The sequence below is a fragment of the Thermoplasmata archaeon genome, from assembly GCA_035632695.1.
Classification (GTDB): Archaea; Thermoplasmatota; Thermoplasmata; order RBG-16-68-12; family RBG-16-68-12; genus RBG-16-68-12.
Map to the genome: position 1 here is coordinate 1 of DASQGG010000023.1, position 13512 is coordinate 13512.

At 66.3% G+C, this 13512-nt stretch carries 16 protein-coding genes; 9 read left to right on the forward strand and 7 right to left on the reverse strand.

What is annotated here, in order from left to right; all coding sequences use genetic code 11:
- Positions 1-94: 94 nt before the first annotated feature.
- Positions 95-1081: an alcohol dehydrogenase catalytic domain-containing protein gene (locus VEY12_01585; GenBank protein ID HYM38823.1), complete on the forward strand. Its 987-nt coding sequence runs from the start codon at positions 95-97 to the stop codon at positions 1079-1081.
- A gap of 14 nt (positions 1082-1095) precedes the next feature.
- Here the strand turns inward: VEY12_01585 and VEY12_01590 are convergent, their stop codons facing one another.
- The gene (locus tag VEY12_01590) at positions 1096-1767 is read right to left on the reverse strand and encodes a sulfurtransferase TusA family protein (protein ID HYM38824.1); all 672 of its coding nucleotides are present in this window, start codon (positions 1765-1767) and stop codon (positions 1096-1098) included.
- A 228-nt stretch (positions 1768-1995) separates the two neighbouring features.
- Here VEY12_01590 and VEY12_01595 point away from each other — a divergent pair, with 228 nt between their 5' ends.
- From VEY12_01595 to VEY12_01620, 6 genes are all read left to right on the forward strand, one after another.
- Positions 1996-3147: a hypothetical protein gene (locus VEY12_01595; GenBank protein HYM38825.1), complete on the forward strand. Its 1152-nt coding sequence runs from the start codon at positions 1996-1998 to the stop codon at positions 3145-3147.
- Positions 3148-3215: 68 nt separating this feature from the next.
- Entirely contained in the window at positions 3216-3617 is a 402-nt protein-coding gene (locus tag VEY12_01600) for a RidA family protein (protein HYM38826.1), read from the forward strand.
- 246 nt (positions 3618-3863) lie between these two features.
- A complete protein-coding gene (locus VEY12_01605) occupies positions 3864-4319 on the forward strand; it encodes a hypothetical protein (GenBank protein HYM38827.1) in 456 nt (151 codons plus the stop codon).
- 43 nt (positions 4320-4362) lie between these two features.
- Complete coding sequence (locus tag VEY12_01610) at positions 4363-4677, forward strand: hypothetical protein (GenBank protein HYM38828.1); 315 nt, start codon at positions 4363-4365, stop codon at positions 4675-4677.
- A complete protein-coding gene (locus VEY12_01615; protein ID HYM38829.1) occupies positions 4677-4919 on the forward strand; it encodes a hypothetical protein in 243 nt (80 codons plus the stop codon). Before VEY12_01610 ends, VEY12_01615 begins: the two co-directional genes overlap by 1 nt.
- Before the next feature lie 52 nt (positions 4920-4971).
- Positions 4972-6654 carry a hypothetical protein gene (locus VEY12_01620; GenBank protein HYM38830.1) on the forward strand — a complete coding sequence of 561 codons (1683 nt, stop codon included), beginning with the start codon at positions 4972-4974 and terminating at the stop codon, positions 6652-6654.
- Between the two features lie 9 nt (positions 6655-6663).
- Here VEY12_01620 and yaaA read toward each other — a convergent pair whose 3' ends face one another.
- On the reverse strand, positions 6664-7317 hold the full coding sequence (yaaA, locus tag VEY12_01625; protein ID HYM38831.1) for a peroxide stress protein YaaA: 654 nt from the start codon (positions 7315-7317) through the stop codon (positions 6664-6666).
- Between the two features lie 160 nt (positions 7318-7477).
- Between yaaA and VEY12_01630 the strand changes: the two genes are divergently transcribed.
- Complete coding sequence (locus tag VEY12_01630) at positions 7478-7906, forward strand: SRPBCC family protein (protein ID HYM38832.1); 429 nt, start codon at positions 7478-7480, stop codon at positions 7904-7906.
- 29 nt (positions 7907-7935) lie between these two features.
- On the opposite strand, the gene VEY12_01635 is transcribed toward VEY12_01630, so the two are convergent.
- Both VEY12_01635 and VEY12_01640 read right to left on the reverse strand, forming a co-directional pair.
- Entirely contained in the window at positions 7936-8286 is a 351-nt protein-coding gene (locus VEY12_01635; GenBank protein HYM38833.1) for a tetratricopeptide repeat protein, read from the reverse strand.
- A gap of 53 nt (positions 8287-8339) precedes the next feature.
- Positions 8340-9629, reverse strand: coding sequence for an aminotransferase class V-fold PLP-dependent enzyme (locus VEY12_01640; protein HYM38834.1), 1290 nt, complete (start codon positions 9627-9629; stop codon positions 8340-8342).
- 35 nt (positions 9630-9664) lie between these two features.
- Here VEY12_01640 and VEY12_01645 point away from each other — a divergent pair, with 35 nt between their 5' ends.
- Positions 9665-10072, forward strand: coding sequence for a hypothetical protein (locus VEY12_01645; GenBank protein HYM38835.1), 408 nt, complete (start codon positions 9665-9667; stop codon positions 10070-10072).
- A 40-nt stretch (positions 10073-10112) separates the two neighbouring features.
- Here VEY12_01645 and VEY12_01650 read toward each other — a convergent pair whose 3' ends face one another.
- The 3 genes from VEY12_01650 to VEY12_01660 all read right to left on the reverse strand — a co-directional run.
- Positions 10113-10586 carry a potassium-transporting ATPase subunit C gene (locus VEY12_01650; protein ID HYM38836.1) on the reverse strand — a complete coding sequence of 158 codons (474 nt, stop codon included), beginning with the start codon at positions 10584-10586 and terminating at the stop codon, positions 10113-10115.
- Positions 10587-10590: 4 nt separating this feature from the next.
- Positions 10591-12729, reverse strand: coding sequence for an HAD-IC family P-type ATPase (locus VEY12_01655; GenBank protein ID HYM38837.1), 2139 nt, complete (start codon positions 12727-12729; stop codon positions 10591-10593).
- 9 nt (positions 12730-12738) lie between these two features.
- Positions 12739-13512, reverse strand: a 774-nt coding sequence (locus tag VEY12_01660) for a potassium-transporting ATPase subunit KdpA (GenBank protein ID HYM38838.1), incomplete at its 5' end; no start/stop codon positions are given.

Consider the following 13512-nt stretch of genomic DNA (forward strand, 5'->3'; position numbering starts at 1 on the left):
TACGGTCGATTCGAAATCTACACTTGAGCCTCACCGAGCTGCCGCGCGCCGGTCCGACGGAACCTCTTTGACCCTGACGGAGCTAGCGGGAGGCATGCGCGCGATCCGCTTCGAGGCGGACGGCTCCATCCAGCCAGTGAATCTTCCCATGCCTACCCCGGGCGCGGAGGAGGTGCTCGTCCAGGTCCTCGCCGCGGGCGTGTGCCGCACGGACCTGCACACGCTCGAGGCCGTCAAGCACGGGCAACGACCTCCCGTGGTCCCGGGTCATGAAATCGCAGGCAAGGTCTCGAAGGTCGGCTCCGACGTGTACATGATCAACCCCGGCGACCTCGTCGCGGTGCACTACGAGCAGCCCTGCGGAACCTGCCGCCACTGCCGCAGGAAGCGCACGAACCTGTGCAAGGAAGGGCACAGCCTCGGGTTCGACGTCCCAGGCGGCTATGCGGAATACGTCGCGGTGAAGCAGAACACGGTCCTTCCGCTGCCGCAGGACTACGACCCCGCGCTCGCCGCGCCGCTGAGCTGCAGCGGGGCGACGGCCTACCACGCCGTGGTCGCCGTCGGGGACGCCACCGAGGAGGAGCTCGTCGTGGTCATCGGAGCGGGAGGCGTGGGCCTCTCCGCGATCCAAATCGCCAAGGCGCAGGGAGCGCGCGTGGTCGCCGTGGACGTTCGGCCGGAGGCGCAGAAGGCCGCCGTCGATGCCGGCGCGGATTCCGCCGCGACGCCGGAGGAGGCGGCGCAGATCCGGGACGCCGACGTGGTCATCGACTTCGTCTCCACGGCGGCCACTCTGGGGCTAGGCCGCACGATCCTCGGTGTGGGCGGTCGTTTCGTGGTCGTGGCGTCCGGTCAGGAGACGGTTCCCCTGAGCGCCGCGGACATCATGGAAGGGGGTCGCGCCTACTTGGGCTCCTACTCCACGACCATGGCCGACCTGGCACGGGCCCTCGCCCTAGCCGAGAACGGGAAACTCACGCCGGTCGTCACGAGGCGCGCGTCGCTCGGAGAGGCCGCGGAGGTCCTGCGGGATCTCGAAAGCGGGATGATTGTCGGCCGCGCGGTCCTGATCCCGTAGCTGCGTTGGCGGGGTCAGTCCCACGTCCTCTTCCGTACCAGGAAATGGTACAGGTTCCCTTCCGTGCGCTCCTCGATCACAGGATAGCCGGTTCGCTGGGACCAGTTCACCATTTCCGCGGGGGCCGTCCAGTCGTCGGAGACCAGATGCACGACCTCGCCGTCTGCCGCGCGGGAGAGGGTATCGTCCAGCTTGGTGAGGACCGCGGAGCATTCCGTGCCGATCTCGAAGAGCTCGTAGTCCGGGAACGCCGCGAAGCAGTGGACGTGAAGCGACGTCATCTGAGCCGCGAGAAGCTCCTTCGCCTCGCCTGCGGACTTCAGGACCCCGCAGTCCTCCTCCCACGCGAGCGGCCTCAAGCGAGCGAACCATCCCTCGGCGTACGGGCGCTCGGACATCGTCTTGGGCGTGCGGACCGCGTCCGGGTTCACGGCGACCAGGAGGCCTCGCACGGGCGTGCGAATGGGACCGAAGTAACGACCGCTCTCCAACGTGCCGACGCTCTTCCCGCGACCGTATTCCTTGCCCACGGGGCGCGCCTCGACTCTCGTGAGTCGGCCCGCCACGGCGGCATGGAGGCTCGTGATGCCCAAAACGACCTCCCCCGAGGCCTCGGGCCGGAGCCAGACCAGGCCATCCGGTTCATACAGCAGTTCGTCCGGGAACTCGCAGCTCTCAATGCGCACGCGGAACCTCCGAGGCTCGGGGCGAGGCCCACGGCGACCGACGCGCATGAACATTTTGGGGGTGGAAGGCGGTCGCACGCCGTCGGATGCGCTGGATCTTCACCATCGACTTTGGGCAGCCGACGGAAATCCGCGGGTTTCTTCCCCGGAATTCGGACCGTCATGTTCAAGTTCCTCTCGGCCGTCCATCACGCGAAGAGGCCGGAAGATCGGACGGGAAGGGATACCATGATCACGTGGGACCTCGGACACGTCCTCCCCTTGGTCTCCGCGACCGTTTGGCTCCTCCTCGGGTTGGGTGCGTTCGGTCGGTACGGACTCACGTCCCCCTTCGTTCGGGGGTTGTCCGCCTTCTGCGTGCTCCTGAGCGCGTGGGCGCTGACCGACTGGTACTTCCTGACCCTGACGGATCCGTTGCAGAAGTCCCTCGCCATCTTCGTCTCGAATGTTAAGGCGAGCCTCCTGGCGTTGGTGTCGCTCGCCATTCTCCTCTCCTCGAAGTGGATTTCGCGGGGTCACTCGCGTTACGACGTCCTTCTCGTGCTCCCACCGCTGGGCTCGATCGCCGTCGTGTGGACCGGGATGACGTACGACGCGAACGCCATGGTTTGGGGCTTCCAGCTCCTGCGGTATCCCTTCCAGTACAGCCTGTACGTCCTCCAGCTCCTCGCGTACTTCGCCCTATCCATTGCCTTCGCGATCTCGCTCGCCCTCGGCCGCCGTGATCTGCCCTCGCGCCTGCGGACCCCCGCACTCCTCAGCATCGGCGGCCTCGTGTTGTTCGTGGCTCTCTGGCTCACCACGAATGTCCTCACGAACCTCACCTTGTCGCCCGGCCAGCCGATCTTCTCCGCGGTCCTCTTCGTGCCCGGCCTCTTTTCCGTCGTCGCGTTCTCGGGGCGTAGCGTCGCGGAGATGGGGGAAATCTTCCGAGCTGTCTCCGATGTGGAACGCCGGGTGATCGGACTCTACGTGTTCTACCGATCGGGCGAGCCCCTCGTGGCGATCGGCGCGGCCCGCACGCTTCCCATCGAGGCGGAACAGCTCCAGGGCATCCTGGACCTCGTGGGCAACTTCGTAGAGACGAGCATGCGGAAGTTCCGCGGCTATGCGGTCACCTCCATGCATTTCGATCGGCTCGGCATCCTCGCCGTCCGGGGCCAGTTCGTGATCGTGGCGGCCGTATTCGAGGGCGCCGCGTACGATGCGCTCCGCAGCGAGCTCCTGCGGAGCATGCACGCCTTCGAGCAGAGTCACCACGCCGAGCTCCAAACCTGGGAGGCCGCCGCCATAATCGCGGACGCGATTGCGGACGATCTCGCAGCTCTCGTGCGGCGTCCTTCGTTCCGGCCCACGACGGAGAGCCACACGGATGGGTGAAAGGCTTTTCCGGCGTCCGAGTTCTCGCCACCTCGCTCCCGTGGCCGGAGCCGAGGGGTCGAGGGACCATGGAGAGGAAGAACTACGCCAGCGGGGCCAAGTGGGAATCCGTCGCAGGCTACTCGAGAGCCGTCCGCGTAGGTCCGTTCGTCCACGTGGCGGGGACGACAGCCTGGAACGACCGGGGAGACATTGTGGGTGCTGGAGATCCGTACGCGCAGACCGTCCAGATCCTCCGGAACATCGAGCGCGCCCTCCAGACCGCGGGGGCGGGACTCGCGGACGTGGTCCGCACCCGGGCCTTCGTCACGGATATCGACCGGTGGCAGGAGGTCGCGAAAGCCCACGGCGAGTTCTTCGGGAAGATTCGGCCCGCGTTGACCATGGTCCAGGTGAGCCGACTCCTGGATCCCGCGATGCTCGTCGAAATTGAGGCGGACGCCATCGTCGCGGACACGCACCTCCCGTAGGCCGACGCCGGGTGGCGAGTGGTCACGGAGCGGTCACTTCTCCCCGCATCCCTCAAACCTGGTGACCACCGCTCCCCCGTCGCGAGGCGAGTCCCGATGATCGAGCACTTGTTCGCTCAGGCACGGCTGCTGGAGATTGAGGAGGGCGTACGCAGGGCGGAATGGCTCCGCTGGTGGTCCTCCCGGCGATCCACAGTGCGGAAGAGCCGGGGTCTTTAAGGCCCTCCCTCAACATGGGGCCTCGCCATGGCCAACGACGACCTGCAGAAGGACGTAAAGGAGCTCCGTAAGCAGGTGGAGGCTCTGCGCGAGGCCCTCGCCAAGGTCGCCGAGCCCTACCGAGAACTCGCAGGCTACATGGAGCAACTCCAGGGGATCACCCGCGGCTACTTCCGCCTCTTGGACCTCTACGCGAAACACGGGGCCGTGTCGCCGGACGTGGTGGTCCCGGGCCTCAAGGACGACATCTCCAAAGCCATTCTCACGGCCCTGTTCGAGAAGGGCGACCGGAACATCTCCCAGATCACGGAGTCCGTCAAGGGGAAACGGGGCACGGCCTCCCGACGGATCGTCCGCGAGCGGCTCCAGGACCTGGTGACCCAGGGAGTCGTCGTGGAATCCGCGGCCTCCCGCGGGCACACGTACCGTGTCGCGGAGGATGTGGCCGCGAAGTGGTCACAAGTGCTCGGTTTGTCCAAATAGCGGGACCAGGTTTGGTAGTGGCAAGAAGGACGAGGTGGACACGATGTCGGAAACGATCAAGGTGGACGCGTCGAGGAAGGAGAAGGAGCGCGAATTCGACGCCGAGAAGTTCAAGGATATCCTGAACGTCGTCGGCGAGAAGATCCCCGCCCTCCTGAACAGCCTCACGGACTCGATCTACGGCAAGGAGGCGTCCGCGAAGTTTGGGACGGCGGTCGCGAACTTCTACAAGACGCTCAAGGACAGCGGCATGACGGACGAGCAGGCCTACAAGCTCACGGAGCAGTACATGTCGTCCCTGAACCTGGGAGGCATGATCGCGAAGGCGATGTCCCACCGGGGCGAGAGCGAGGACTGATGGCGCGAGATCGCGATGGCCTCCCCGTGGTCATCGCGGCGGCCGTCCCCCTCCTCGCGATGCAGGTCGGCGTCGGCTTCCTGCGGTTCCAGGTGCGCCGGAAGCGCGGGGTGCGGAGGTTCCGTCGGGACCTGGTTCGGAGTGGGATGCCCAAGGACCAAGCGGCCCGGCTCGCGCAGGCCTACCACGAAGCCGGTTCCCTGCGGAAGATCCTCCGCGGGAGCCGCCTCTTCCCCTCCTGACCGCAGTCCCCGAGGCGAGCCTTAAGGACGAGGCCGCGTTACGGGCCGCGCCATGATCGCGCCCGCATCCCAGGCGGAAGCCGAGGCGTTCGAAATCTGGAAGCGGCTTCGGCCCGATGCCGCGTTCGTCGCGGGAATCCCGGAGACCGCGGGGCGGTTCTTCATCCCCACGGCGGCGAACGTGAAGCGGGTTGAGACGCAGATCGCTAGGATTCGGAAGTCCACGAAGGACGCCGCGGTCCGCAAATTCCTCGCGAGCCTCGCAGCGGATCTCGTCCTCCCCGAGCCGTCCCGCCTTCCGGAGACCATGGTGGCCTCCTTGTTCGGATACATGATCAAGGAGGGCGTCGAGGCGGAGCACATGCGGTCGCTCGCGATCGACGGTGCCAGGGCCCTCGAGGCGAACCGTCGTCGGTTCGGGGGGCGGCGATGGCCTCCGGGGATGCGTGCCTTGATCCAGCTGAGCGCCTCCGGCCTCACGGAGATCGTTGGCATCGTGGAGAAGGAGTTGCAGCTCGCCTCGGGAAACGGGAAGGCGCTGGTCGCCGTCGCTTCCCTGAAGAAGGCCCTCGAACGGTACCGGAAGTCCTTCGACCTGCCGGGGTTCCGGCCCGAGGCGCCGTTCCCGGAGACCTACGAGTTCCTCAAGGAGCGGGGCGCGGACCTCGGTCGCGCCCGAACGTACCCGCGCGCCCTGCGGGATCTCTGGGATTACACGCAGACACCTCGGCAGGTGGAATCCGCGGGCCTCCGCATGATGAGGCGGGAGCTACCGCGGTTCCGCGCGCTCACGGTCGCTCTGGCCGGGGACCTGCACTGCGACCCGACGGCGGAGGCCGTGGTCCATGCCCTGCGGACGAAGGCGGGGCTGCGCCCCGACCAGATCCTCCCCTTCCTGACGGCGGTCCGGGATCCGTGCGAGCGCGTTGCGAACAAGCACGTGGTCGCGATCGACCCGGCGTACACGGTCCTCGTGATCGAGACGCCGCCGTACTTCGTGAACACGACCCCCTCGGGCGCCGCGTACGAGATCGACACGCTCACGGACCGCGCAAAGCAGGTGTTCATGGCGACCACGGACGAACGGAGCGCGGCACGTCCGCCGCCGGGAGACCTCCTGAGCCTCCTGATTCACGAGGAGTACGGTCACTGCGTGCACGGATCGAATTCCGCCCACGCGTTCCGTGGACGGCCCGCGCTCCTGGACGTCTTGGGCTCTTCCTTCGAGTGCGTCTCCGAGGGCATCGCGTTCCAGCGGGAGCTCGAGTTCGTGCCCGTGATCAACGGCATCGTCTCCGGCCGCTACGACGGTCCCGAAGAGAAAGCCTTCGCGGAGGCCCTGGAGGCATGGGGCGGCCTCACCGCGGTCGCACGCCAGTATGAGTTCCTCACGTACACCTGGCGGATTACGCGCTTCCTCCGGGTCATCGGGGACGCGCGGATCAACTCGGGGAAGCAGGACATCATCGAGTTCGTGGACTGGGCGCACGAGGCCACGGGGCTCGAGAAGGCGACGGTGTACTACAACCTCTTCCCGGCCCATCAGGTCCTCGGTGCCGGGTACGCGACCACCTACGCGACCATCGGGGAGCGCATCCGCAAGATCCAGGAAGAGGCCGCGAAGCGCGGCATCCCTCTCCGCGAGCTCAACGCGTACGCCTCTTCCATTGGCTGGCCGCCTACGTCGGTCTTCGAGGCGAAGGTGCGAGCCTGGGTGAAGGACAAGTCCCGCTGACGGGCTCGGTCAGCGGGCGTCCGAATCCTTCGAGTCGGGGACCAGCTTGCCCGTGGTCAGGAGCTCCGTCACCTTCTTCCCCCGGCGAGGTTGGCTCCCGCGGCCCAGACCCCGGAAGTCGATCGTCCGCACGCGGGCGCCACGGAGTCCCGCCGCGTACCCCTCGACCGCCTCCCGGTACTCCAGGGAGAGCAGGTCCACGACCTCGGGGGGATGGACGGCTTCCAGGTACGCGTGGAGGATTGCCGGGAGACCATGGTCCCGCCACCAGCGGTTGAGCTTCCCGAGGCGCCCCACGGGCTCCGCCATGGAGCATTCGTACTGGAGCACGGGCTCTCGAGACGCCACGAGGCCGTAGAGGCCGGAGACAATGAGGACCTCGACGCCGGCCACGCGGCGTTCCCATGCCTCCTCTCCGATGGCGCGGTACATGTTGCCGCGGAATCGCCGATACGCGGGGAGGAACGCCTTCGGATCGCGGATGGCATCGGGTGCGGCCTCCCGCACCTGGTCCCGGAGAAACGCCAGGCGCCGTCGGACATCCCGCGGGAGGGGCTCGTCGAAGGAGGGCGATTCGTCGGCGGCCGCTCCGCCGCCCTTCGCCTTGCGCGTGCTCTCGGGGATCAGCACGAGGGTCTCGATCACGTCCACGGCCTCGACCAAACCCGCAGCACCATGAAAGGCCTTCGGTTCTCCGGCGCGTGCCGTTGCGCTGTGAAACCGTCGAGTCCTGAGCCGTCCGGGACACTTTCGAACAACGATGCCGGCCGACTTGGGAGAGGGCTTATAACCGCCTTCAGGCGTCGATTCGCGGGGAAGCCCAATGGTCCAAGTGAGAGACGACGGAGTCTTCGACGCGCCGATCGACAAGATCTGGAAGTACCTGCAGGATGAGACGCCAGGCGTGCACAGCCACCGGTCCATCGTTGGGACGAAGACGATCGAGGAGAAGGGGAACGCCTTGGTGCAAGAGATGCAGATGCGGAATCCGGACGGGAAGACGACCCGGAAGGAGACCTGGCGCTTCACGTTCAACCCGCCCACGGGCTTCGAGATGGAGTCCCTCGGCGGCGCCTCCAAGGGCACCCGGTACAGCCACCGCTACACGCCCCTGGGCAACAAGACCCGGGTCGACGTGGAGGGCGACTTCCGGCTCCAAGGGATGGACGAGTCCCAGACCCGGAAGGCCGCGCTCGGCTTCCTGTCCGAGCTCTTCGAGGAGGACAACCGGAGCCTGCGGAACTACAAGTGATCCGGGCGTGCGATTCGCTCGAGTAGCTGTCAGGCCCGGCTCTCCTTCAGGCGTTTCAGGAGGACCAGAATCTCCTTGAGCGCCTGCGTGTCCTTGCGCTGCTGGGCCACGACCACGCCCTTGCCCCAGGCCTCCTCGGCCTCCCGCTTGCGCCCCGCGTCCCGGAACGACTTGCCCAGCTCCCGGTAGGCGGCCGCGTAGTCCGGAAGGAGACGAAGGGCCTTCTCGAACGCGTCGATCGCATCGAGGTGCCGCTGCAGCTTCGCATACTCCATGCCCAGGACGTAGTACCCCACAGGGTCCTCGGGCTCGGCCCGGATGCCCTCCTTCAGGACGTTGATCCGCTCCTCCGAGGAGGCCATGGCGTTCGTGGAGCCCAAGGCCGGCCGAGGTCAAGAAACCTCCCATGCACGGTGCGCCGTGGCTCGCGATGTCAGCGCCGTTTCCGGGCGAGCTCGTGGAGAGCCCGGAGGAACGTGGACGCGTCAGACCGGGTGTTGTAGTGGACGAACGTCGCACGCAGCGCGGTCTCCAGACCGTAGAGGCGCGGGACCCTGGAGAAGTAGTCTTCCGCACCCACCGCGAGACCATACGTCTCGTACAGGATGCGCGACAGCTCGGAATCCGGGTAGCCCTGAAGCTTGAGCGTGAAGGTAGGGTCCCGTCCGATCCCCGCGGGGATCTTCTTGGGGCCGTAGAGGGTCAACCCCGGAACTTCCAGGATCCCGGGCACCTGGCCGTCTCCTTCGAGAACGAGGCGACTCAGGCTGACCTCATAGTCCTCGATGGCCTGCATGCCCTTCCGCAGCCGGGCCTGCCGCTGCGCGCCAGGCTTCGCCGCGGACTTCGCACCCGGCGCACTCAGGCTCGCCAGGTAATCGATGGCGCCCGTGATCGCGGCGAACAGGGCCTGATCCCGCGTGCCCCACTCCCACTTCTCGGGACCGTGCTGCGGCGAGGGATCCACCTTGTACGGCCACAGGCCCTCGACGAGGTCGGGCCGCAGGTACAGAAAGCTGCCGTGGCGTGAGAACAGCTTGTAGCCCGAGAACACGAGGGCGTCCGCGCCGGCTGCCCGAACATCCGTGGGCCCGTGGCACACGTGGTGCACCGCGTCGACGATGAGGAGTGCCCCCACCTCGTGCGCGATCCGCGCGAGCTCGGTGAGCGGGGAGCGGGTGCCCAGGAAGTTCGAGGCCGCTGAGACGGCGACCACCTTCGTGTTCCGGTCGACGCGCGCGGCCAGGTCGTCCACATCCAGGAGGAAGGTCTCCGCGTCGAAGTCGGCGAACCGCACCTCACGAATCCTGCCCGTCCGCGCGAGCTCCTCCCAAGGGCTCACGTTCGCGAAATGCTCGTACGCGGTCATCACGACGTTCTCCGACCCCGTGCACGTCCGACCGAGCGCGTAGCTCAGGGAGAACAGGAGGCTCGTCGCCGATTCTCCCGACACAATGGTTTCGGGCTCCCCCGCGTTCAGGAAATCGGACACGGCTTCGCGTCCCGCGAGGATCGTCGCCTCGGCGCCCTGGGACTCGGGGAACACGTTGCCCGTATTCGCGCTCCAGTCCATGCGTGCCCGGGACTCCCGCTCCGCGGCCGCCCGGACGACGAGCGTGCCTGCGCCGTTGTCGAGGAAAGCGCGGCGGCGCCCCGCGGGATCCGCCGCGACGGAAGGGAACTGGCGGCGGACCCACGCGACCCGGGAGGAATCCCAGACCATGCCCGGCGGTAACCCGGGCCGGTTGATAAGGCCCCATGGCGACCCCGAGTAACCTGATAAGGGATGCCGCGCCTCTCGTGAGCGTGCGCCGCGATGTCCGCAAGGCATTCACGGAGCGGGTCAAGGAGATCGACCCAATATTCAAGGCGGGGGACCTGGACCGATTCTGGCCCGCCCTCCGCGAACTCGTCGCTCTGGCTCCCGAGCGGCGCGACCTGTCCATGAAGAAGTCGCACTACCTCGCGAGCCTGGCGGCGCGCTCCCTGATTCGCGAGGACTCGAAGACCGCGTTGGAATTCCTGGAACTCGCGGACCGAGAGATCGACCCCGAGCACCTCACGCCGTTCCTCCGCCGCGAACGGGAGGACTTCCGTGCGGAAGCGGAACTCGCCCTGTCCATCGGCAAGCTTCTGGCCGAGCACCGGAGGCCGACGAAGCCGTAGACGGGCCAGCGATGCCGAGCCCGCGCGAGAGCCAGACCCCTCAGGCGCAGAATCCCGCATACGCGGTGGGATAGAACTGGATCAGGTCGAGGTTCAGCTGGTTCACGTTGACGTAGTCCGGGGCGAGGTAGCCGAGATTCGTAGCCTGGTTCGCCTGGATGTTCTTCCAAATCAGGTAGTCGAGGCTTGAGGCCGAGATGTTCGTCGCGTTGCTGATTCTCGGCACCTGCGCGTACGCCTCAGCCGGCGCGATGTCCGGGTCGAGGCCGCTCGCGCTCGCGGTGGCGTTGCGCGGCCAGAACAGCTTCGGAGAGGACACGTTCTGGGCGATGAGCGCGGAGCCCACCGAGTGGCCATCGCACACCATCTGGGTTCCATTCGCCTGGCTCGGGAACAGGAACTGGCCGATGCCCGTCATGAAGAACGGGTACGCGACCATGGTGATCAGGAGGAGCACGACGAAGGTCCGAAGCAGGGGACTCGCGGCCTTGATCGGAGAGGGAACGCTGGCCATAGCATCACCGGATGAAGAGAGCGAGCACGATGTCAATCCCCTTGATCGCGACGAACGGGAGAATCGCCCCGCCCACTCCGTAGATCGCCATGTTCCGGACGAACGTCTTCTCCGTGGCCTCGGCACGGAAGCGGACGCCCTTGAGGGAGAGCGGGATCAGGATCGGGATGATGATCGCGTTGAAGATCATCGTGGCGAGGATGGCCGTGACGGGGCTGTGCAGCTGCATCACGTTGAGGAGATGCGCCGTCCAGTTCCCCGGGAGTATCGCGGGGAAGAGCGTGAAGTACTTCGCGATGTCGTTCGTCACGCTGAAGGTCGTGATCGCGCCGCGGGTCATCAGGAGCTGCTTGCCCACCTCCACGACCTTGAGGATCTTGGAGGGGTCGGAGTCCAGGTCGACCATGTTCGCGGCTTCACGAGCCGCAGCCGTGCCGCTGTTCATCGCGATGCCGACATCCGCCTTGGCGAGGGCGGGGGCGTCGTTCGTGCCGTCCCCTTCCACCCCGACGATGTGCCGCAGCTTCTGCTCCGCCTCGACCTTGACGAGCTTGTCCGCCGGCTTGGCCTGAGCCATGACCTCGTCGATGTTGGCCTCCTTGGCGATGACCTTCGCGGTCACCTCGTTGTCGCCCGTGACCATGACGGTCTTGATTCCCGTGGCGCGGACCGCATCAAGCTTCTTTCGGATGTCCGGCTTGAGGTTGTCGCGGAGGTTCACAAGCCCCACGACGCGGCGGTCAACCGTGATCGCCATGGGGGTCCCGCCCGTGAGGGAGATCTCCTGCGCCTTCCAGCGGAGCTCCGCCTCGTTGACCTCGGGCCCCGTCGCCAGGATGGCGTCCACGGCTCCCTTGATGATCCGCGCGGGCTGGGCCGTGCCCTCGAGGCGGACGAGCTCGGCCCAGACCTTGCTCGAGGCAACCTCGGGAGAGGGCTTTGGAAGTCCTCCGGCAGGCAAGATGGCCTCCGGCTTGGGGACGAAGAGCTCGATGCCGCTGACCCGGGTCTCCGCGCTGAACTCGATCGCACGGCCCGAGAGCACGCGGGCCGTGATCGGAAGGACCCACCCGTTCTTCTTGGCGACCTCGACGGCCGAGCGTCCCTCCGGGGTCTGGTCGTAGATGGAAGCAAGGTAGGCCGCCTGACCCACCTCCTCGACGGTGAATCCTTCGACTGGTACGAACTCCTTCACGCTCCGCTGGCCCTCCGTGATCGTCCCCGTCTTGTCGAGGATGAGCGTGTCCACGTCGCCGGCCGCCTCGACCGCCTTGCCCGACTTGGCGACCACGTTGGCCTTGCCCACGCGGGTAATCCCCGCCACGCCGATCGCCGGGAGCAGCCCGCCGATCGTCGTGGGCATGAGGGCGACCAGGAGCGAAATCAAAATCGCCAGGTCCATGGTGGTTCCCACATCCTGCGCAAGGAAGAGGAACGTCCCGACGACCAGGATGAAGATGGCCGTGAGGCCTATGAGCAGGACCGTGAGGCTGATTTCGTTGGGGGATTTCGGACGCTTCGCATTCTCGACCAGGGCGATCATCTCGTCCAGGTAGCTCTTGCCCGCCTCGGCCACAATGGTGACCAGGATGCTGTCCGTCGCGACCTTGGTCCCACCGATGACGTGGTTGCCCGTCTCCTTGAACGCCGGAACGGACTCGCCTGTCATCATGGACTCGTCGATGTACGCTTTCCCTTCCTTGATCACCCCGTCCCGCGGGATCGTCTCCCCCTTGCTCACGCGGACCAAGTCACCGGGCAAGAGGCTGCGGGAGGGGACGACGGACTCGTTGCCATCCACGATGCGGCGCGCTTGAACATCCTTCTCGAGGCTGCGGAGGAAGTCCACCCGGGCGCGGCCCTGGGCCTCGGACAGAGCCTCCGAGAGTGTGGAGAACCACACGGTGACGAGCAGGATGCCCGCGATCGCGAAGTAGAACCACGGCTGCTGGTTCACGAGGCCGCCGAACGCCGATGGGAGGATCCCCATGACGAGGACGATGACGAACCCCACCTCGACGATGAACATGACAAGATTGTCTCGGGCGAGATAGACGGGGTTGAGCTTCGTGATGGAATTGCGGACCGCTCGCGCGTAATCCGCTCCCGACCCGACATGTCCATGCTTCGTTTGCTGCGCCATGACCACCACCTACATCACGAAGGGACCGATGACCAAGAACGGGAGGAAGGCCAAAGCGGTCAGGAGCAGGGTTACCCCGACCAAGGTGAGGATGAAGGGGACGCCTTCCGTGTTGATCGGCTCCGGAGCGACACGGCGGTCCTTCGCCGCGAACTGGCCGGCAATCGCCATCATGAGGATGATCGGCACGTACCGGCCGACGAGCATGACGATGCCCGTGGAGGCATTCCAGAACGGCGTATTGGCCAGGGTGCCGAGGTAGTCCGATCCGTTGTTCGCGGAGGCGGACGTGTACTCGTACAGGACCTGGGTATAGCCGAACGGTGTGACGTGGGGACCCAGGATGGCCTGGACCTGGCCCGAGGCGAAGGCGACGGCCGCGGGGATCAGAATCATCAGGGGGTGCATGAGGAACGTGATGACCGCGAGCTTGACCTCCAGCGGCTGAATCTTGTATCCGAGGAGCTCGGGGGTTTTCCCCACCATGAGCCCGACGATGAAGATTGTCAGGATCACGTTGATGACCAGGGTCATGAACCCGACGCCCTCGCCGCCCGGGATGGCCTGGATGAACATCCCGACGAACAGGGAAATGGTGCCTTTCCTCGCAATCCCGGGCAACAGGGCATTCGTCGCCCCGGTGTTCGAGAAGATCGAGGCTTGCTGGAAGAACATGCTACCAAAGCTTCCGAACCGGGTCTCGAGTCCGGTTGGCCCATTCGTGCTCAGCAGCGAGAATCCGAAAAGCACGAGCCAAGGCGCGAGGATCGCGATCAGGAGGGC